Annotated in this window: 17 protein-coding genes; 2 read left to right on the forward strand and 15 right to left on the reverse strand. The window is 32.6% G+C overall.

The features are described from left to right. Positions 1-99 precede the first annotated feature (99 nt). The gene (locus ACTU6T_RS13745) at positions 100-1164 is read left to right on the forward strand and encodes an iron-containing alcohol dehydrogenase family protein (RefSeq protein WP_460218769.1); all 1065 of its coding nucleotides are present in this window, start codon (positions 100-102) and stop codon (positions 1162-1164) included. A gap of 2 nt (positions 1165-1166) precedes the next feature. After that, positions 1167-1715: a 1-acyl-sn-glycerol-3-phosphate acyltransferase gene (locus tag ACTU6T_RS13750; RefSeq protein ID WP_460218770.1), complete on the forward strand. Its 549-nt coding sequence runs from the start codon at positions 1167-1169 to the stop codon at positions 1713-1715. Here the strand turns inward: ACTU6T_RS13750 and ACTU6T_RS13755 are convergent. From ACTU6T_RS13755 to ACTU6T_RS13825, 15 genes are all read right to left on the reverse strand, one after another. Further along, a complete protein-coding gene (locus ACTU6T_RS13755) occupies positions 1712-2200 on the reverse strand; it encodes a DUF3052 domain-containing protein (protein ID WP_460218771.1) in 489 nt (162 codons plus the stop codon). The two genes, ACTU6T_RS13750 and ACTU6T_RS13755, sit on opposite strands and share 4 nt — an antisense overlap. Positions 2201-2282: 82 nt before the next feature. Continuing rightward, positions 2283-2747, reverse strand: coding sequence for a nuclear transport factor 2 family protein (locus tag ACTU6T_RS13760; protein ID WP_460218772.1), 465 nt, complete (start codon positions 2745-2747; stop codon positions 2283-2285). Between the two features lie 117 nt (positions 2748-2864). Next, a complete protein-coding gene (locus tag ACTU6T_RS13765) occupies positions 2865-4964 on the reverse strand; it encodes a DUF349 domain-containing protein (protein WP_460218773.1) in 2100 nt (699 codons plus the stop codon). 83 nt (positions 4965-5047) lie between these two features. Then, positions 5048-5788, reverse strand: a complete 741-nt coding sequence (locus ACTU6T_RS13770; protein ID WP_460218774.1) for a shikimate dehydrogenase family protein — start codon at positions 5786-5788, stop codon at positions 5048-5050. Further along, on the reverse strand, positions 5781-6800 hold the full coding sequence (locus tag ACTU6T_RS13775) for a DUF368 domain-containing protein (protein WP_460218775.1): 1020 nt from the start codon (positions 6798-6800) through the stop codon (positions 5781-5783). Before ACTU6T_RS13775 ends, ACTU6T_RS13770 begins: the two co-directional genes overlap by 8 nt. Continuing rightward, entirely contained in the window at positions 6800-7768 is a 969-nt protein-coding gene (locus ACTU6T_RS13780; RefSeq protein ID WP_460218776.1) for a DUF368 domain-containing protein, read from the reverse strand. The genes ACTU6T_RS13775 and ACTU6T_RS13780 overlap by 1 nt, the downstream gene beginning before the upstream one ends. A 96-nt stretch (positions 7769-7864) precedes the next feature. Next, entirely contained in the window at positions 7865-9268 is a 1404-nt protein-coding gene (locus ACTU6T_RS13785) for a tetratricopeptide repeat protein (RefSeq protein ID WP_460218777.1), read from the reverse strand. A gap of 168 nt (positions 9269-9436) precedes the next feature. Next, on the reverse strand, positions 9437-10618 hold the full coding sequence (locus ACTU6T_RS13790; RefSeq protein ID WP_460218778.1) for an aspartate aminotransferase family protein: 1182 nt from the start codon (positions 10616-10618) through the stop codon (positions 9437-9439). Next, positions 10619-12415 carry an OstA-like protein gene (locus ACTU6T_RS13795; RefSeq protein ID WP_460218779.1) on the reverse strand — a complete coding sequence of 599 codons (1797 nt, stop codon included), beginning with the start codon at positions 12413-12415 and terminating at the stop codon, positions 10619-10621. 113 nt (positions 12416-12528) lie between these two features. Beyond that, positions 12529-13800, reverse strand: coding sequence for an adenylosuccinate synthase (locus ACTU6T_RS13800; RefSeq protein WP_460218780.1), 1272 nt, complete (start codon positions 13798-13800; stop codon positions 12529-12531). 9 nt (positions 13801-13809) lie between these two features. Continuing rightward, complete coding sequence (locus ACTU6T_RS13805) at positions 13810-14265, reverse strand: Fur family transcriptional regulator (RefSeq protein WP_460218781.1); 456 nt, start codon at positions 14263-14265, stop codon at positions 13810-13812. Between the two features lie 27 nt (positions 14266-14292). Beyond that, complete coding sequence (locus tag ACTU6T_RS13810; protein WP_460218782.1) at positions 14293-16497, reverse strand: RelA/SpoT family protein; 2205 nt, start codon at positions 16495-16497, stop codon at positions 14293-14295. 55 nt (positions 16498-16552) lie between these two features. Continuing rightward, complete coding sequence (locus ACTU6T_RS13815) at positions 16553-17617, reverse strand: T9SS type A sorting domain-containing protein (protein WP_460218783.1); 1065 nt, start codon at positions 17615-17617, stop codon at positions 16553-16555. A gap of 42 nt (positions 17618-17659) precedes the next feature. Continuing rightward, on the reverse strand, positions 17660-18892 hold the full coding sequence (locus ACTU6T_RS13820) for a M48 family metallopeptidase (RefSeq protein WP_460220773.1): 1233 nt from the start codon (positions 18890-18892) through the stop codon (positions 17660-17662). A 4-nt stretch (positions 18893-18896) separates the two neighbouring features. Then, positions 18897-19697, reverse strand: a complete 801-nt coding sequence (locus ACTU6T_RS13825) for a TrmH family RNA methyltransferase (protein ID WP_460220774.1) — start codon at positions 19695-19697, stop codon at positions 18897-18899. Between the last annotated feature and the right edge of the window lie 72 nt (positions 19698-19769).

Raw genomic sequence — 19769 nt, forward strand, 5'->3', positions numbered from 1 at the left:
GAAAAAAAACGAACATTATTTGAATATGTAAAGATATATCCAACTATGTTTTTATTTTTGTTATACGAAGACAAATAAATGAGTTATAAAAATTATCCAATGGTGTCCAGAGTAATTTTTGGACGTGGCAGTTTTAATCAGTTAGGGGAGATTATAGAACCTAAACGACTAAATAGGAAAGCACCATTTATTTTTTTGGTTGATGATGTGTTTAAAGGTAATTCAGAAATTACTGCTAGAATACCTTTAGCGTATGATGATCAACTTTTATATATCTCTGCTGAAAACGAGCCTAAAACATCTCAGGTTGATGAATTGGTTGAGCAAATTATTGTCACTCACAAAGATAGACCTTCAGGAATAATTGGCATTGGAGGAGGAACCATTCTTGATCTTGCAAAAGCCATATCTATTATGTTAACAAATGGAGGTGAAGCTAAAGATTATCAAGGATGGGATTTAGTTAAAACTCCAGCTATTTATCATGTAGGTATTCCAACAATTTCTGGAACTGGTGCAGAAGTTTCACGAACAACTGTACTTACTGGTCCAGAAAAGAAATTAGGAATCAACTCAGATTACACACCCTTTGATCAAGTTATTCTCGATCCAGAATTAACGAAAGGTGTTCCAAAACATCAATGGTTTTATACAGGTATGGATTGTTATATTCATTGTATAGAATCCCTTAATGGAACCTATCTAAATGCCTTTAGTAAAAGTTATGGAGAAAAGGCATTTGCACTTTGTGAAGAAATATTCATGGATAACAAGTCTCTTAGTGAAGAAGAAGCTCAAGACAAACTCATGATGGCTTCTTGGCATGGAGGTATGAGTATTGCATATTCCCAAGTTGGAGTAGCTCATGCTATGAGTTATGGATTGTCTTACTTGTTAGGAACAAAACACGGTATAGGAAACTGTATCGTTTTTGATCATCTAGAAGAATTTTATCCAGAAGGTGTTGCCTTATTCAAATCTATGAAGAAAAAACATGGGATTGAATTACCACGAGGTATATGTGCAAACTTGCATGATGATGAATTGGATACAATGATTGATGTAGCCTTAAGCCTTGAACCCTTATGGGAGAATGCCATTGGGAAACAATGGAAACAAGTGATTACAAGAGATAAGCTTAAGTCCTTGTATAAAAAAATGTAGGTATGCGATGGTTAGCACGATTTATCTATTTTAAACTTTGGGGTTGGAACATCACAGGCAACACTAATTTTTCTAAAGACACCATAAAAAAAGCTGTTATTATTGCAGTGCCTCATACCAGTTGGTATGATTTTTTAATTGGTATACTATTGCGTAAAGTTTCTAATGTTAAGACAAACTTCGTAGGAAAAAAAGAATTATTCACTTGGCCATTTGGGTATTATTTTAGAGCAGTTGGAGGCGCACCTTTAGATCGCACTTCTGGTCAAAACAAAGTTGAAGCTATCGCTAAATTATTTGAAGGTAAAGATGAGTTTAGGTTAACACTCGCTCCAGAAGGTACGCGAAAAAAAGTTGAGCATTGGAAAACAGGTTTCTATTATATCGCTAAAACAGCCAATGTTCCAATAATTATGTTCACTTTAGATTTTGAGAATAAACAAAATCATGTATCCGAACCGTTTTATCCAACAGATGACGTGGATGCCGATTTTAAATTTATGAAATCCTTCTATAAAGGTGTTGTTGGGAAAAAACCTGAGTATTCTTAGACTCTATCTTTAAGTCGGTAAACAAATTTTAAACCACTCCAGTCTTTATCAATTGCTGCAACTTTAACATCTACTAAGCCTGTATTAAGTATTAAGTTTCTTATGGGTTCACGCCGCAAATCTGTAATAATCTTACTGCTACCTTTTGGCCAGCTTATCCAAAGTGTTCCATTAATTTTAAGTGCAGGTTTAAAGGTGTCTATTGTAGTATTTAATTCCTGTAAAGAAGTGCAGAATAAGTGGATGAAATCAGCAGATTTATTTTTAACACTTGTTAGTTCTATTAAATTTTCTGGGATGTTTTCAAATAAATTAAAATAATACTTGGGAGCATTAAATAATAAAAATGAATATCCAGATTTAAGTCCTAATTTTTTGGCAAGAGGTGTTTTTGAATATCCAGAACTCATAGTAAGTTTTTCTATTATGATTTGATTTTGGCACGCATTTTGAAATAATAAAATTGTAATCAAATACTGAAACATAAAGTAAACTTAGGTCCCTAAAAAGAAACAGATATTGATTATTACAAAAGCTACTAAGAACCATCATAGTAGCTTTTTTGTATTATAATGTATTCTCAAACTTGTATAGAAGTTTATTGGTTTGTGAATTTAGTTGTTTTTGAAAAAACTTAGTGCCTCCTAGTAGAAACCCTTTTAATCCTAAAGCTTGTTTCGCCCATTTGTGTAGATTGAAAATATCAGTATGTTTAATGATTTTCCCATCTTTAAATTCAAATGTTGCTTCAATTTTATTGTGGACAGGTCGTCCAGTCTTACTAAACTCATAAAATGCTTCCCAATGTGCACTTCCTGTATTATTATTAGACCTAATATTGGAGTAAATTACTTTAAAATCTTTTCCTTTTTGAGAGTTACATAGCATTCGCCACATATTACCTGCATGTTGCCCTGATAAAACACCAAAGGCAGGATCTTCAAATGTAATATCTTTATGATAACATGAAGCCATCGTATCGGCATCAAGTTCGTTAAAGGCTTTGTAAAACTTTTCTATAAGTTCGTTCATGATTTAAAGTTAATGATTTTAAGCATTAAAATTATGATTACTATTTATTAAATAGAGTTAAATAAAAAAAAAGACCATCTATTTAAGATGGTCTCTTATATTATAAGAAGTTATAGATTAATACATACTTCTAATCTTTTTTAGCTTCTGTTCCCATATAGCAAGCCCTTTCTTTTGTTTGTCGATATTTTTTATCACATCTTTTACAAGTGGATTACTTTCATCTACATTTGAAAAGAATTGCATATTGTTTTCTAGCTGATTAATTTCTCCTTTTATTTCAGAAATTTTCTTTCTAATAAAATTTTGTTCGTTATCTAGTAGTCTTGTATCGTTAGGCTGGGATAAACCTTCCAATTTATTTTCAAACTTAATCATTTCTAGTTTTTCTTTATCCATGTCAAGTTTTCCGAATAGAGCATCTAAGGCTTTATTGAATTTCCCATCAATATAGCGCTTATTTTGAGGGACATGACCAATAGTTTTCCATGCAGTAATTTTTTCTTTGATAGTAACAATGTCTTTATCTGGTTTACCGGTTAATTCTAAAGACTTCACCTCTTCTAACATTGCCGATTTTTGCTCATAAGCAGCCATTAATTCTTTATTTGCTTCATTTCTTTCAGCATGTAACCTATCAAAATAAGCGTTGCAAGCGCCTTTAAATTCTTTCCAAATTTTATCACTATCACGTCTTGGTACATGGCCAATTTTTTTCCAATCATTCTGAATTTTCTTCATTAATGGCGTGGTAGCGGCAAAATCGTCATTGTCTTTGTTGTCAATTGCAATTTGAATTAATGCTTTCTTTTTCTCAAGATTATCATATTGATCCTTCTTAAGGTTTTTATAGAATGCGTTTTTATTTCTATTAAAGTTTCTAACCGCTCCTTTAAATTTGGACCAAGTTTGCTCATTTACTTTTTGAGGAACTTTACCTGCATTAAAAAATTCTTCTCTTAAAGTTTCAATCGCTTTAATTTTCTTTTGCCAAGCTTGATGAGAATTTGAAGTGTCTGCCGCAACCTCTTCAATTTTCCCTATAATTTCTTCTTTTTTTATCAAGTTAGCCTCACGAGCTTTATCTAAATCTGCATAATATGCTTGACGCTTATCATGAATCGTTTTGGTAGCATTGCTAAAACGTTCCCATATTTCATCACGATGCTCCCTAGCTACTGGTCCTAAATCTTCTTTCCAAAGTTTGTGCAAGACTTGTAATTCTCTAAATGAACGATTAATATTATCATCTTTTGCCAATTCTTCAGCACGATCTATAATTTTTGTTTTTTGCTCAAGATTATGTTTGAAATCCATATCGCGCAAATCACGATTAAGATGTAAAACATCATAGAAAATTTCTACATGATGATGATAAGAATTCCATGCATTATTATAGCGATCTCTTGGAATAGGGCCTGCATTTCGCCATTGTTCTTGTAAATCTTTAAAATGCTTGTATGTTGTATTGATATTTTCCTCAGCATTTACCAAACCTTTTATTTCCTCAATGATGCTTAAGCGCTTTTCAAGATTGGCTTTTAGATTATTTTCACGTTCTTTATAATACGCATTTAAGGATGTTCTATAATTCTTAAACGCTCCATTAAAACGCTTCTTAACTGGTGAGGAATAATAAAAATCAATTTCATTACCACCTTCGCTTATGAATTCTTCTTTTTTCTCATCAAGTAAAGCATCAAACTTTGAATTAAATTCAGCTTTGATTTCATCAACTTGAGTTTTAATATTCTGAATCTTATGCCTTTCAATTAAATGCTCTAGTTCGATAGTTAATTGTTCCATTGACATAGAATGGTAGTCCTTTGATTCTAGCGTGTGGCGTTCAACATTTTCTTCATCTTCCGCATCTTCGGCATTAGCCTCTTCAATTTCTTCAACATGGGAATCAGCTTTCTTGTCTTCAACTACAGTAGTTGCTTCCTTAATATCTTCCGTTACTACTTCTAAAATGTTCTCAACTTCACCAACAGTATCATCAATAGTTTCAGGAGTCTCTTCTACAATTGTTTCTTCGGTTTCTGATACAACTTCAGTAGTATCTTCAACAACAGTCTCTACGGTGTCAGAGGCTTTAATTATCTCTTCTGAAATAGTCTCGTTGGGCGTTTGTGCGTCTTCGATAGGTTGAGGCGTTTCAGGAGTATTTGTTTTAGTGTTTCCGTCTGCTTCTTGCAGGTTATCATTCTCAGACATCTTTCAATGTTTTTTGTTAGAAGGCTAATATACTAACAAGCGACTGATTTACAAAAAAGAAGGACTAATAATAATAGTTCTATTTAAGATGTTAAATCCCAAATACGCCATGCTTTTTCTGCCTGAAAAACTAGCATGTCATACCCATTTACAATTTGAGCTCCTTGATGGTAACCATGTTGCAAAAATTTAGTCTTGTCTGGGTTATAGATTAAATCATACAATAAATGCTTCTCTGAAATACCGTCATAAGGAATGTTTGGACAATCTTCAATATTTGGATACGTACCAATTGGTGTACAATTAATTATGATTTTATACTTTGAAATCTCATTTTTTGTTAGCGTATCATAGGTGAATTTTACACCCGGTTTTTTAGTTCTCGATACGTATTCATATTTGATTTTCAAACGCTTTAACGTATATGCTATTGCTTTTGAAGCGCCACCAGTTCCTAGGATAAGTGCTCTTTTATGGTGTTTTTTGATATGAGGTAGAATAGATTTTTTAAACCCATAGCAATCTGTATTATATCCTTTTGTAGCACCTTTAGCGTCTATTGTAATCGTATTTACCGCTCCAATCTTTTTTGCTTTTTTGTCTAATGAGTCCAAATATGGTATTACTTGTTCTTTATACGGAATAGTGACATTCAAACCAGTAACATCAGGATTATTATTAATTAAGTCTTGAAATTCTGTTATAGATTCCAAATCAAAATTCTCATATGTAAATGCCAGTTGTTCATCTTCAAATTTCTTGGAAAAATAGCCTCGAGAAAATGAATATGAAATATTCTTTCCTAATAATCCTAATCTAGTCATGTATCTTATTTGTGCGTTGACCATACCTCTCTAATGCGAGTACAATCAATATTCCTAATATAATATATCCTATAGCAAAATAGGTTTCAGATTGTAACTCTGGCAAAAAGCGTTCATAATTGGAGATAATTTTTTCTCCTTGAGAATCAAATAATAATTCTCCAGACTCACTCGTTTTGTATATGGTATTTTTCCATGGCCAAACAACACCTAATGATCCAATGATAAACCCTATTATTGAGGCTGTGGTAATGTTTTTGTAATGCTTTAAAACATAATTTAGCAGGTGTGAAAACGTAACAAGTCCTGTTATAGAACCTAGGGTAAACATTCCAAGAACTTTTAATAATCGCATTCTGATTTCATTTTGCACAAAGTTAAAATCTCCTGAGAATATATCTGCAAATGTATCATATAGGGCATTTACAGAATCTACTAATAGCAATACATAATTACCCAATAAAATGAGAATAAATGATCCAGAAAAGCCAGGTAATGTCATACCAGAAACGCTTATAATTCCGCAGAAAAACACAAAAATTAAATTATCGTTTTCCATTGCAGGATCTAAAAAACTTATGGCAATACCTAAACTAATTCCTATAGCAAGAGCAAGAATACTTTTGTAATTCCAATCCTTAAAATCTTTATTGATATAATATATTGAACCAATGATCATTCCGAAGAATAAGCTCCAAACATATAATTCATAATTTTCTATAAAGTAATCGAGAATTTTTGAAACACTAAAATAGCTTATAATCATTCCTAGGAATAATAAACCCAAAAATTTGCCATTGATATATCTATAAAAACTTTTAAAGCGCCCATTAAATAACAATTTAAATGCTGTTTTGTTTACGCGCTGTAAAGAATATATAAACTCTTCATAAAATCCAGCAACAAATGCGACAACACCACCTGAAACTCCAGGAACTTTATTTGCAGCTCCCATTGCTAGTCCTTTAATAACTAAAAATATACGGTCTTTTAGTGTTCTTGTGCTTTGCATTAAGCTTGAGGTTTTTTATTGCCTAAGCGTTCTAAAACAAGTATGGTTCCAAATCCAACAACTACAAGAATTATTGCTGTAATGATTTGTGAGTCGCCAATATAAGAGCTAGGAAGAATACTTTTATCTAGTGCAGTAACTTCTAATCCTTCGGAATTGATACGCGTTTTGAGGACTTTTTTCCATGGCCAAATCTTATTTAGTGAACCAATCATAAACCCAGTGAGAATAGCCAAAGTTAGATTTTTCTTGTGTTTAAACATCCAATTTAAAATTTTAGAAAACACCTTAAGCCCAATAATTGCTCCAATAGCTAAAAGAAAAAATTTAAATAAGGCATCTTTTAGCATTTCGAAATTTCCTGTGCTAATACCTTCCATTAAATTATTTATAGTATTTATTGCAGTCTCATAAACTCCTAATATTAATAATATAAAGGCGCCAGAAACACCAGGTAGAATCATTGCTATAATGGCTATAAAACCACAAAACAGAAGATACATTGAGCTATCTGGCGATGCAAAAGGTTCTGCCAATGTGATACAATAAGACAGAATTGACGTGATAATAATTGCCACGATAATACTTGGTGACCAATGTTTTATCTGTTTTGCTATAAATAGTATGCTTGCTAAAACAAGCCCAAAGAAAAATGACCATAATGCAATTGGCTCGTTATGTAATAAATGTTTAATGAGTTTTGCTAATGATAAAATACTAATGGCAATCCCCGAAAATAAGGCTAGAAGGAATGAGCCATTTATTGTTTCCCAAGCAGTTTTAAATCCATGTTGTTTCCATGTCTTAAATATGCCGAGGTTTAGGTTGTCAATACTTTCTATGAGTTCTTCATAAATACCAGAAATAAAGGCAATGGTTCCTCCTGAAACACCAGGAACAACATCTGCAGCTCCCATAGCGATTCCCTTTAATGTGATCAAAATATAATCTTTAAGTTGTCTTTGCATTCTATGTAGAAATATGAAATGTAAAGGTATGAAAGATACTCGAGTATTTTCTTACTTCAAAAGAATGATTTCTAAAAACAGATAAGTACAATGAAACTATTTTCTTGCTTGAGAAATGAGTTGTTGCACAGAAGGTTTATTGAGCATGGTAGGAAATAGTTCATCCAAAATAAAATCAAACTCACTATTTAAAAGAAGTGCATTTTTAAGATGGTATTGCCCTTTACTATTTTCATGAAGCGTAAAATGTAATCCAGCTAAACGAAATTCAATTTCTGCAGTTTCTGGGTGAAATTCTGCTGCTTGAATTAAATTAAGAACAGATGCTTCATATTCACCTAATTTAATAAGAACATCAGCACGAGATAACCATGTTTGTAATTCATAATTACCTAAATCTAAAGTTTTCTTAAACCCACGTTCGGCTTCTTCTAAGAAGTTTAGACGCAAATTAATTTGCGCATAGAGTTTCCAATAGATGACATTTTCGGCATCAATATTTATGGCCTTATTAATATAAAATAAGGCTTTTTGATAGTTTTTCTGTTTGTTGTAAAATTTTGTAATTGCAATCCATCCTTTATCTAGTAAAGGATCTTCATGAACTGTTTTATAAAAATATTGAACAGCTAAATCATCTTCTCCTAATTTTTCATAACAATAACCAATTCGCAATAAGGCAAATGAAGTAGGTTCATCTAGTGCTAATGTGATTTTGTAATTATCAATGGCTTCATGGTATAATTTCTTCTTTTCTAAAACCTTTCCTTTTTCAAGGTAAGCACCTACAAAACTATCATCAGAAATAATAGCAAATTCAAATGCTGCAAGTGCTTTATCATAATCTTTGGTTGTGAAATATTGACGTCCTAATTGATGCCAAGCTACTTCACAATATGGATTTGTATCTATATAGGTATTTAAAAACGTAATGGCTCCTTCGTTTTCATCAAGAAAATCATAACAGTAAATAACGTTATAAAGTGCAGAATAGTCCTCTTTGTCTATGCTTAAACACTTTTTGAAATAAATTCTTGCATTATCAAACTGATCTAGAAATAAGTACTCCATACCAATAAGTGCATATAAATCACTAATACCTTCATCTTCTTCTGCTAAATCTAGGGCAATTAAAAGCGTATTGACTGCTTTTTCATGCATGTCTTGCTTAGATAAAACATTAGCCTTCTGAATATATATTTCTTCATTAGATGGTTCTAAAGTATGCAATTCATCTAATAATCTATCGGCTTCTTCAAACTTATGTTCTAAGACCAAAAGCTCAGTTTGAAATAATTTTAAATTAATAGATGTTGGATGCTGTTCAAGTCCTAATTTTACAGCTTTTTTTGCTAAAGCTATTTTACCAGTTTCTAGATAATGATGAATGATATTTTCAAATTCGTTTGAATCAAAAAATAAAACATTATTGGTTTTGAGCATAGACTCAAATCTAGTAAGCGATATTTTGTTGTTGTCTTCGGGTAGACCAAACTCCATAAGCAAGTAGCGTTGTTCGTTTATTAAAAGTACTGTTATCGACTAAAAATTTTAATTTTTGAATGTAATGTTTTCAACAAAATAGTTAACAGTTAGATGAAAAATTAAAGTAACATATTTTTACCTGTTGCAAATCAGTCATTTATATATGTAATATAGTAGCATAAATTATGCCGAAAGTGTATCTAAAACTTGTCTTATTATATGACAACCTTTAATGATTTCATCATTAGTAATGGTTAAAGGAGGAGTAATTCGGATAGCTTTTGGCTCAAAAAGCAACCAAAATAAAATTAATCCTTGGTCTTGACATTTTAAAATGACTTCATTTGTAAACTCAGCTGATTCTGTAATTGCAGCTAGCATTAATCCCTTTCCTCTGATCTCAGAAATCATAGGATGCTTTAAATGTTTACGAATAAGTTGTTCTTTTTCCCTAACTGTTGCCATTAGGTTGCTCTTAGTAATTTCTTTTACCGTTGCCAAGGCTGCTGCTGCTATAATTGGATGACCACCAAAAGTTGTAATATGCCCTAATTTAGGTTGATCTTGAAGTTGATCCATATGTTCTTTTGATGCAGTAAAAGCTCCAATAGGCATTCCTCCACCTAAGCCTTTACCTGTGACTAAAATATCAGGAATGCAGTTGTAGTGTTCAAAACCAAATAGTTTTCCTGTACGTCCAAATCCAGGTTGAATTTCATCTAAAATAAGTAGAGCACCTACAGCATCACAACGCTCACGAACTTTTATAAGATAATTGTCGATAGGCTCTATAAAGCCAGCACCACCTTGAATAGTCTCCAAAATAACTGCAGCGGTTTTTGTCGTAATTTTTGTTAAGTCATTTGAAGCATTAAAGTGTATGAAATTAACATCAGGTATCAAAGGTCTAAATGCACGCTTACGCTCTTCGAAACCCATCACGCTCATGGAACCCATTGTGTTTCCATGGTAGGCGTTATGGGCTGCAATAATTTCACTTCTGCCTGTGACTCGCCTTGCTAGCTTCAATGCACCTTCGATGGCTTCGGTACCTGAGTTTGTAAGATATGTTTTTTCAAGCGAGTTAGGTAGGTGAGAAGCTAATAACTTAGCTAATTCAACAGCTGGTTCCTGAATATACTCACCATACACCATTACATGTAAGTAACTATCTAATTGCGCTTTTATAGCAGCTATAACTTTTGGGTGTCTATGGCCTAAACTACATGCTGAAACACCTGCAACAAAATCAAGATATTCTTTTTGATTAGTATCGTAAATATAAGCTCCTTCAGCATGAGAAATGCTCATTGCTAAGGGGTGAGGTGTCGTTTGTGCTTGATATTTAAAGAAGTCTTGCTTCATCTAATTATCTTTGGTCTTGGTTGGACGTTTTGATGATTCTGACGACCTAATGGTAGACTTCTTTTGTTTCGGATTTTGTACTCCCCTTGGGATTTGACGGGCAGCCTTGTTGACTTTATTTTTATCCTTTGACTCAGCGGAATCTACACGTTTCATCAAAGCCTCATCAAAAAACTCTTCTTCAGGAACAAAGGGATCAAGACCTTTTATTTTTGGAAGGTTTAAGGGAGGATCCTCGCTAAAGAGGTCTTCAACACTTTGTGGTTGCTCTTCACCACGCCAATCAAAACCTCTGAATTGTCTCGCATTCTTTGGGAATTGTGATTCAGGATAAATATCACCATCAACTTGATTGAGTAGTGTGATTATTTTATATCCTTCATCAAACTTAAGATTAATACTTCCAGATTTAGACTTGTTAATACCTATTAAAGTGTCTTTATCATCTCTAGAATAAAAGATGATTTCAGCATTTTTAATAATATCTACATTATATAATTCATTATTATTAAATAAGCCAATTAAACGCTGACCCTTAATTTGGTTATATCCATCACCTAGGGTGTCTTTGCTGATAAGAAAAGCATTTTTGAATACTTTCAAGGAATCTAATTCTTCTTTTTCAACATTAGAAATAAGATGAATTGAGTCTCCTGTCATTTGATTCCCCAAATTCCATATTACGGGTTTTCTTTTTACTGCAAATGCATCTCCTGTATTGAAACGCTCAAGATTTATTAATTGGGTTAATCCAGATTTATGATCGGCGTGAATAGAATCTGCTTTTCCGCTCATATCACTTTTATACATTTTGGCATTATAATAGGCACGTGTAATTCGGTGTTCTGGTTTTCCAGTAACCATTAATGTATCGGCATGAATGTATAAAGAGTCATTTTCTTGCACAGTAATTGCTAATGCTCGCTTCGTGATAAAAACTGAATCCTTGGCTCTAAAAACTTCAGCATAGTGCCCTTTGATGACACTATTATTTATAGTATCAGTTACCTTAATATTATTGGAAGCCGAGGCAAAACTTTGATTTCTATCAAAATAAAGACTATCGCCAATAATTTCTCTATTATTATAATTAATTTTTGAATTCTTTATAAAATAACCTTTGTCATTATTGGTATCATAGAAACCGCGCTCACAATAAATTTTACTAGAATCACCAACGATGGTAGATGGCCCATACATATACGCATGACCTGTTTCAGAATAGAAATCTAGTTGGTTCGTGTTTAAAGTGTATTCAGGATTCACCAAATTAACATCCTTAAGAAAACGATATTTACTCGTATCCATATAATAGCGACCAATTTGACTAGTAATCGTTCCAGAAGAATCTCTAACTACTTGCCCTTTACTTTTGTAGTAAGCCTGTTGTTTAGTTCTATCAAAATAGAGTGTATCGGTAGTTAGAACGGATTGTGGTTCGGTAAGTACAACATCACCAGCAGCAAAAGCCAGTTGGGTAATACCGCTGTATTCAACATAGTTAGAAGTCATGTTTATAGTATCCCCTTGTTTAACTACAACATTACTGAATGCTTCGATAAAATCTTCATTCTGATAATATAGTGCTTTGTCACACCACATATCAACACCTTCATGTACAATGTGGATTTGGCCTTGGTCACTACGAACAAAGGTGGTTACATTTTCGCCTTTTAAACTATCTTTTACAGTAAAACCAGAATACTCAATATAGATACGCTTGGGCTCTTGAGAATAGGAGAGTAGTGTTGAAAAACAACATATTAAAAGGAGTATATATCTAAAATTCAGATTCAAGGTAAAAAATGGTTTGCTCCAAAAATAACTATTATCCTTTGGGAATAGTATGCCTTAACAGATTTTTAATAGATTGAGTTTGAGCAATACTAATATATTGATTTTATACACAGTTATCTGTTGATGGTTTGTGTTCTGTCTGGTCCAACAGACACGATCGTAATTGGAATTTCTAATTCTTTTTCTAGAAACTCGATATATTCATTTAATTCTTTCGGGAACTGAGACACATCTCGCATTTGCGTTAGATCTTCTTTCCACCCCTTAAAATCAGTATAGATAGGAGTGACGTTTTCTGCTTCGATATTGAATGGTAAATGAGTGATTGTTTCACCTTTGTATTTATAGGCGGTACACACTTTTAAGGTTTTAAACCCTGAAAGCACATCGCCTTTCATCATACTCAATTGTGTAACGCCATTTACCTGACATGCATACTTAAGTGCAACTAAATCTAGCCAACCACAACGTCTTGGACGCCCAGTAACGGCTCCAAACTCATGACCAATTCGCGCCATTTCTGCACCAGTTTCATCAAACAATTCTGTTGGAAAAGGACCAGAGCCTACTCGAGTAGTGTATGCTTTAAAGATACCGAATACTTCGCCAATTTTATTAGGAGCAACGCCTAATCCTGTACAAGCTCCAGAGGCTGTTGTGTTAGAAGATGTCACAAATGGATACGTACCAAAGTCAATATCTAACAAAGATCCTTGGGCGCCTTCCGCTAAAATTGGCTTCCCACTTTTTAAGGCCTGATTTAAATAGTCTTCACTATCTATAAATTGTAATTCTTTGAGACGTTCAACCGCAGCAAAAAATTCGGCTTCCATTTCTTTTAAATCATATTGGATATCAACATTATAAAATCCAATCATAGCTTCATGCTTATTAGCCAAAGCTCGGTATTTTTCTTTCCAATTTTCTAATTCTAAGTCGCCAATTCTAATTCCGTTACGTCCTGTTTTATCCATGTAAGTTGGGCCAATTCCCTTTAAAGTTGATCCAATTTTGGCTTTCCCTTTAGAGGTTTCAGATGCAGCATCTAGTAATCGGTGAGTAGGTAAAATGACATGCGCTTTTCTTGATATAATTAATTTAGATTTGTAATCTAAGTCAAACTGATTTAAGCCGTCTAACTCCTGAACAAAAACAACAGGGTCGATTACAACACCATTACCTATAACATTGATAGAATCATCATGAAAAATTCCAGATGGGATGGTTCTTAGTACGTGTTTTATACCATCAAACTCTAAAGTGTGTCCAGCGTTTGGCCCGCCTTGAAAACGAGCAATAATGTTGTATTTGGAGGTGAGTACATCAACAATCTTTCCTTTGCCTTCGTCACCCCATTGTAGTCCTAGTAGTAAATCTACTGCCATTTTATAAAATTAATTAGTTGGTTTGTTTTTTGTAGCGTAAAAGTAGAGTGAGTGATTTGTGATTGAAATATCGAATACTTCTTCAATAGTCTTTTTTATAGATTGGATTCTTGGATCACAAAATTCGATGACTTCTCCAGAATCTGTCATAATCACATGATCATGTTGCTTATCGAAATATGACTTTTCATAATGTGCTTGATTTTGGCCAAATTGATGTTTTCTCACCAAGGCACATTCCATTAATATTTCGATAGTGTTATAGAGTGTAGCACGACTAACACGATAGTTTTTATTCTTCATTTTGATATATAACGATTCGATATCAAAGTGTTCTTCACTATCATAAATTTCTTGAAGAATTGCATAGCGTTCAGGTGTTTTTCTATGACCTTTTTCTTCTAGAAATTTTGTAAATACGTTTTTTACAATCTCTTGATTAGTTTGTTCGGTTTTCTCACTCATAATTCAAGCCACAAATTTACACATTTTTTAAACTCTAGAAACCTTATCGATACCATTAATTTTTTTGAGATTTGCAATCAATTTACTTAACATAGTATTATTGGTAACTACAACATTAATTTTCCCTGTAAAAACGCCACCATCTGTGTCAAAACTTATACTTTTCATATTCACATGCATATTGGACGATATGACTTGAGTGATATTGTTGACTAATCCTAAATTATCGATTCCTGAAAGTTTAATTTGGGTTGCAAACTCTTGCTGGGTAGAATCAATCCATTTGGCTTGCATGATACGATATGCATAATTGGATTGTAAACTTAGTGCATTTGGACAGTTTTTTTTGTGCACTTTTATACCATCGTTTATGGTTAAAAATCCGAATACCTGATCTCCAGGAATTGGATTGCAGCAAGACGATAGTTTATAATCTAATTTTTCTTCTTCTTTGCCAAAAACAAGTTGGTCGTATTTTGATGTAATTTCATCTTTATCAATATCTGGTGCAACCGTTGGTTTACGAATTTTATTTTTGATATAACTCATAAACATATTACTTCTAGATGAAGCATAGTCTTTGAGCATTTTGTTATCAATAGTACCAATACCAACGCGGTAAAATAAATCTAAACTCGTTTTTAGTTTGAAATGATTGACCATTTCATTCACCGACTTTTCGTCTAAAGTAATTTTAAGCTGTTTTAGTTTGCGTCTTAAGATTTCTTTGCCTTCTTCGGCGACATCTTTTTTATCAGCTTTTAATGACGATTTTATTTTATTTCTTGCTCTCGCTGTCGTAGCATAATCTAGCCAATTACGATTCGGTCTTATGTTTTCCGAAGTTAAAATTTCAACTTGATCACCACTGGATAATTCGTGACTTAGAGGTACTAAACGACCATTAACTTTTGCACCTCGAGTTTTCATACCTACTTCTGTGTGAATACTAAAAGCGAAATCTAAAGGTGTTGCTCCTTTAGGTAATGATTTTAAATCGCCTTTAGGCGAGAATACAAATATTTCTTTAGAGTAGAGGTTGAGTTTAAACTGTTCAACAAAATCTACAGCATTAGTTTCATTACTCTCTAAAGCTTCTTGCAATTTCGAAATCCAAGAATCTAATGCATCTTCCGTATTACCTTCTTTATACTTATAATGAGCGGCATAGCCTTTTTCAGCAATTTCATTCATACGTTCACTTCGCACTTGAACTTCAACCCATCTGTTTTTTGGTCCCATTACAGTGATGTGCAAGGCTTCATATCCTGTAGATTTTGGTGAAGAAATCCAATCTCTTAAACGTGTTGGATTAGGTATAAAGTGATCGGTTACAATCGAATAAATTTTCCAAGCAAGAAACTTTTCATTTTTAAGATCTGACTTATAAATTATTCTAACTGCGAATTTATCGTAGACTTCATCAAAATTCACACCTTGTTTTACCATCTTCTTTCTAATAGAATAGATGGATTTTGGTCGACCTTTAATCTCGTAGTTTAACCCTTCCTTATCGAGAGAATTGACGATAACTTCTGAAAAGGCCTTGATGTATTCGTCTTGTTCTGATTTGCTTTCTTTTTGTTTTTCAAGGATATCGTTATAGACTTCAGGCTCGGTGTATTTTAATCCTAAGTCTTCTAGTTCAGTTTTTATATTGTACAATCCTATCCTGTGCGCTAAAGGCGCATAAATATACAAGGTTTCAGAAGCAATTTTCTCTTGCTTGTCTCGACGCATAGCGTCCATAGTTTGCATATTATGGAGTCTATCGGCAATCTTTATAATAATGACACGCACATCATCATTAAGTGTCAATAGCATTTTGCGAAAATTTTCTGCTTGAGTAGATACATCTGTATCCTTACTTAAGGATGAAATTTTAGTGAGTCCATCTACAATACGAGCAACAGTTTCTCCAAAGAGGCGTTCTATATCATCTTTGGTGTAGTCTTCATTATCTTCAACAACATCATGAAGCAGTGCTGCAGCAATACTAGTTGCATCTAATCCAATCTCACTTGCAACAATTTTGGCTACAGCAATAGGGTGGAAAATGTAGGCTTCTCCAGATTTTCTGCGTTGATCTTTATGCGCATCTACAGCTACTTCAAACGCTTGGCGTATGAGAACTTTGTCTTCTTTGGTAAGTGTACGATAACTTACCTTAAGGAGCTCTTTGTATGCCTTAGCAATCTCAGCATTTTCTTTTTCTATTGCTTCTTCAGTCATAGAACTAAAGTAGTAATAAGAAATGTAATGTGCAACGAGTTTTACGTTTTGTTTTTTAACGTTTTATAAATTTTAAAACTTGTTTTTTTGAAGTATCGTTATATAATTTGATATGATATATTCCAGATGATAAATCACTAATATCAATGGTATTAGTATCATTATTTTGATTCTTTAAAACTAGCTTTCCGTTTGAATCTAATATTTCATAGAAGAATCTGTCATCTAATCCCAAAATATTTAATTTTTCACTTGAAGGGTTTGGGTACATACTCAAAGCAAGAAAAGGCTCTTCTTCTTTAAGGCTTAGTACAGTATTTAAATTTTCTATCCGAAATATATTACCATCTATGCCTCCAGCTATATATAAATTATCGTTCCATATAGCAAAAGATGCCGGACGACCAATATTTGTATCAACAAAATCTTCTACTATCAATGGGTCTTGATTAAAATCAACTTTAGATATTTTTGAAGCAAGAGACATTCCTATTAATAGTATATCTTCGTAAAAAATTAATGAGTAGATATTAGAAACCAAATTTTCTACAACCATTTCAGGGACGGGATTTGTCTGGGTTGGATCTATTTTTGCAACCTTGTTGCTATAACCGAAGTATAAAAATCCATCTCTATAGGCAAAGGCTAAAGGTCTGTCTGAAAGATTATTTATAACATTAATAAGACTTGGATTCGTGCTTGTTAAATCAATTTTTGAAATAGAATTGTTACCAGCAATATATAGGAAGTCATCAATTTCGATAAGAGCATAAGTTGTACCAACAGTAAGAATTTGTTCTGCTGTAGGATTGACATCATTAATATCAAATTTATACAAATTACTATTCGAAAAATATAAGTCGTTACCGTATTGGCAAATTGCTCTTGGATAAATAAGATTGGTTATTAATTCAATTTTTGTAGGTGTTGTTTCAGATAAATTAATCTTAGAAATTTTACCTTGACCAATATTACTCGCTGCATGTTCACAAATAAATAATTCATCATTATTTAAAACTAAGCCTAATGGGTTAAACAAGCCATCAATGATTTCTACTTCTTGAGCGTTTGTTACACTCACGAAACACAATATGATGATTGTTGAGATTTTTTTTAACATGTTTTTTTATAGTTTTAATTCAAATTGAATAGTAATATACTACTAATCCTTTAAATTCTTTACACGATCTAAAAGAGTTGGGTGTGAGTAATGTACCTTAACATAAGATGGATGTGGTGTGAGGTTGCTTAAACTATTTTTAGACAATTTCTTTAAAGATGTTATAAGCGGTTCGGCTTTGTAAGTTTCTTTAGCATAATTATCGGCTTGATATTCAAATTTGCGTGAAAAGTAATTCATTATTAAGCCTGTAATTTCTGAAATAGGAGAGTAGAGGAGTCCGAAAGCTATTAATCCAACATGAAAACTAGGAATCTCAACGCCAAGTGCATTAGATAATATAGGATTGGAAATAAAAATAGATAAGATATATAAAGTTAATCCTGTTAGTAATACTGATGCTACGAGATTAAAAATGATATGTTTCTTTTTATAATGGCCAACTTCATGCGCTAGCACTGCAACAATTTCTTCATCCTCTAATTCATTAACTAATGTATCATAGAGTGTTACACGTTTTTCACTACCAAACCCAGAGAAGTAAGCATTCGCTTTTGTACTTCGCTTGGAGCCATCAATGATGAATATTTTATCGAGATTAAATCCAACCGATGTTGCATAATCTGAAATTTTATCCCGTAAACTTCCATCTTCAAGAGGTGTTTGTTTGTTAAATAAAGGCACAATAAGTCTAGAATAAAACATATTCATAAAAACTGTAAAAAGTGTAACAATTCCCCAAGCATAAAGCCAAAACAATTCTTGAGTTTGTTCATAAAACCAAATTATCAAGGCTAAAATACCACCTCCAATAATTGCCATCATAAGTAGGCCTTTAATTTTATCTAAGATGAAAGTACTTTTGGTTGTTTTATTAAATCCAAATTTTTCTTCAATCACAAAAGTTTTATAATAACTAAAAGGTGTAGATAGAATATCACTTCCGATCATAATAATTCCGAAGAACACTAAAGCAATAATAATTGGATTTTCGCTATAATGTCTAGCAATATTATCTACATATTCAAAACCATCAAGCCAAAGAAATCCGAGTGTTAATACAATTGAGAATAACGAACTCCAGATTCCAAACTTATAATTGGTCTTTTTATAAGCCTGTGATTTTTTATATTCAGTTTCATCATAAACGTCATTTAAATCGTCTGGAATTGGATTATCATAATTCTTAGCATTTAAAAAATCTAAGATCTTATCAATAATAAAGTTGATTACAATAATGGCAATAATGATAAAAAATAGAGAGGATCCAGTCATAATATTATTCAAAATGTCGTTGTCGTTTGGCTTCAAAAATAAGAATTCCTGCTGCTACTGACACATTCATACTATCTATTTCTCCTTGCATTGGTATGATAATATTTTGAGTAGAATGTTCAAGCCATTCATCGCTTAAACCGGTAGCTTCAGTACCAACAATAATGGCTGTTGCTTTAGTGAAATCTTGTGTGTGGTAATTAACAGAGGCTTGTAATGCAGCACAATACATTGCTATATGCTGTTGCTTTAAAAAAGATATAATATCTGAAGTATTACCAACACCAATCTGATTAGTAAAAACACATCCTACACTTGAGCGTATAATATTGGGATTGTAGACATCACTTTTTGGATTCGCGATAATAACTGCATCTACATTGGCAGCATCTGCTGTTCGTAACAATGCACCAATGTTTCCAGGTTTTTCAGGTGCTTCTGCAATAAGTATTAATGGGTTTTTCTTCTGAAATTTTAAATCATTTATACGATGTGGTTTAGTTTCTGAAATTGCAATGATGCCTTCGGTTGTTGCTCTATATGCTAATTTTTGGAATACCTCTTTTGAAATTTGAATACGTTCAGTATCAGAAGAGACATATTCTAGCAAGCTAGTTTCAGATACTAATTCAGGGTAAAATAGAATGGTTTTAATCTTATAATTGGCCTTAGAGGCCAGCATTAATTCTCGTTGGCCTTCTATGATGAAAAGACCAGTTTTTTTTCGCTCACGTGATTTCTCTTTTAATAAGAGAACCTGTTTTACAAGTGGATTTTGAGTACTTTTAATATGCTTATGGATCATCCTGAGTTCAGTACTAACATTATAAATTGAATACAAATTTACAAGTTATTTCTTTGTATATTGAGAATTTCA

Source organism: Psychroserpens citreus, assembly GCF_055686305.1.

What these genes read in the sequence shown, in the direction of transcription:
- ACTU6T_RS13745 (WP_460218769.1), top strand. Translation starts at nt 100, where the DNA reads ATGGTGTCCAGAGTAATTTTTGGACGTGGCAGTTTTAATCAGTTAGGG.
- ACTU6T_RS13750 (WP_460218770.1), top strand. Translation starts at nt 1,167, where the DNA reads ATGCGATGGTTAGCACGATTTATCTATTTTAAACTTTGGGGTTGGAAC.
- ACTU6T_RS13755 (WP_460218771.1), bottom strand. Translation starts at nt 2,200, where the DNA reads ATGTTTCAGTATTTGATTACAATTTTATTATTTCAAAATGCGTGCCAA.
- ACTU6T_RS13760 (WP_460218772.1), bottom strand. Translation starts at nt 2,747, where the DNA reads ATGAACGAACTTATAGAAAAGTTTTACAAAGCCTTTAACGAACTTGAT.
- ACTU6T_RS13765 (WP_460218773.1), bottom strand. Translation starts at nt 4,964, where the DNA reads ATGTCTGAGAATGATAACCTGCAAGAAGCAGACGGAAACACTAAAACA.
- ACTU6T_RS13770 (WP_460218774.1), bottom strand. Translation starts at nt 5,788, where the DNA reads ATGACTAGATTAGGATTATTAGGAAAGAATATTTCATATTCATTTTCT.
- ACTU6T_RS13775 (WP_460218775.1), bottom strand. Translation starts at nt 6,800, where the DNA reads ATGCAAAGCACAAGAACACTAAAAGACCGTATATTTTTAGTTATTAAA.
- ACTU6T_RS13780 (WP_460218776.1), bottom strand. Translation starts at nt 7,768, where the DNA reads ATGCAAAGACAACTTAAAGATTATATTTTGATCACATTAAAGGGAATC.
- ACTU6T_RS13785 (WP_460218777.1), bottom strand. Translation starts at nt 9,268, where the DNA reads ATGGAGTTTGGTCTACCCGAAGACAACAACAAAATATCGCTTACTAGA.
- ACTU6T_RS13790 (WP_460218778.1), bottom strand. Translation starts at nt 10,618, where the DNA reads ATGAAGCAAGACTTCTTTAAATATCAAGCACAAACGACACCTCACCCC.
- ACTU6T_RS13800 (WP_460218780.1), bottom strand. Translation starts at nt 13,800, where the DNA reads ATGGCAGTAGATTTACTACTAGGACTACAATGGGGTGACGAAGGCAAA.
- ACTU6T_RS13805 (WP_460218781.1), bottom strand. Translation starts at nt 14,265, where the DNA reads ATGAGTGAGAAAACCGAACAAACTAATCAAGAGATTGTAAAAAACGTA.
- ACTU6T_RS13810 (WP_460218782.1), bottom strand. Translation starts at nt 16,497, where the DNA reads ATGACTGAAGAAGCAATAGAAAAAGAAAATGCTGAGATTGCTAAGGCA.
- ACTU6T_RS13815 (WP_460218783.1), bottom strand. Translation starts at nt 17,617, where the DNA reads ATGTTAAAAAAAATCTCAACAATCATCATATTGTGTTTCGTGAGTGTA.
- ACTU6T_RS13820 (WP_460220773.1), bottom strand. Translation starts at nt 18,892, where the DNA reads ATGACTGGATCCTCTCTATTTTTTATCATTATTGCCATTATTGTAATC.
- ACTU6T_RS13825 (WP_460220774.1), bottom strand. Translation starts at nt 19,697, where the DNA reads ATGATCCATAAGCATATTAAAAGTACTCAAAATCCACTTGTAAAACAG.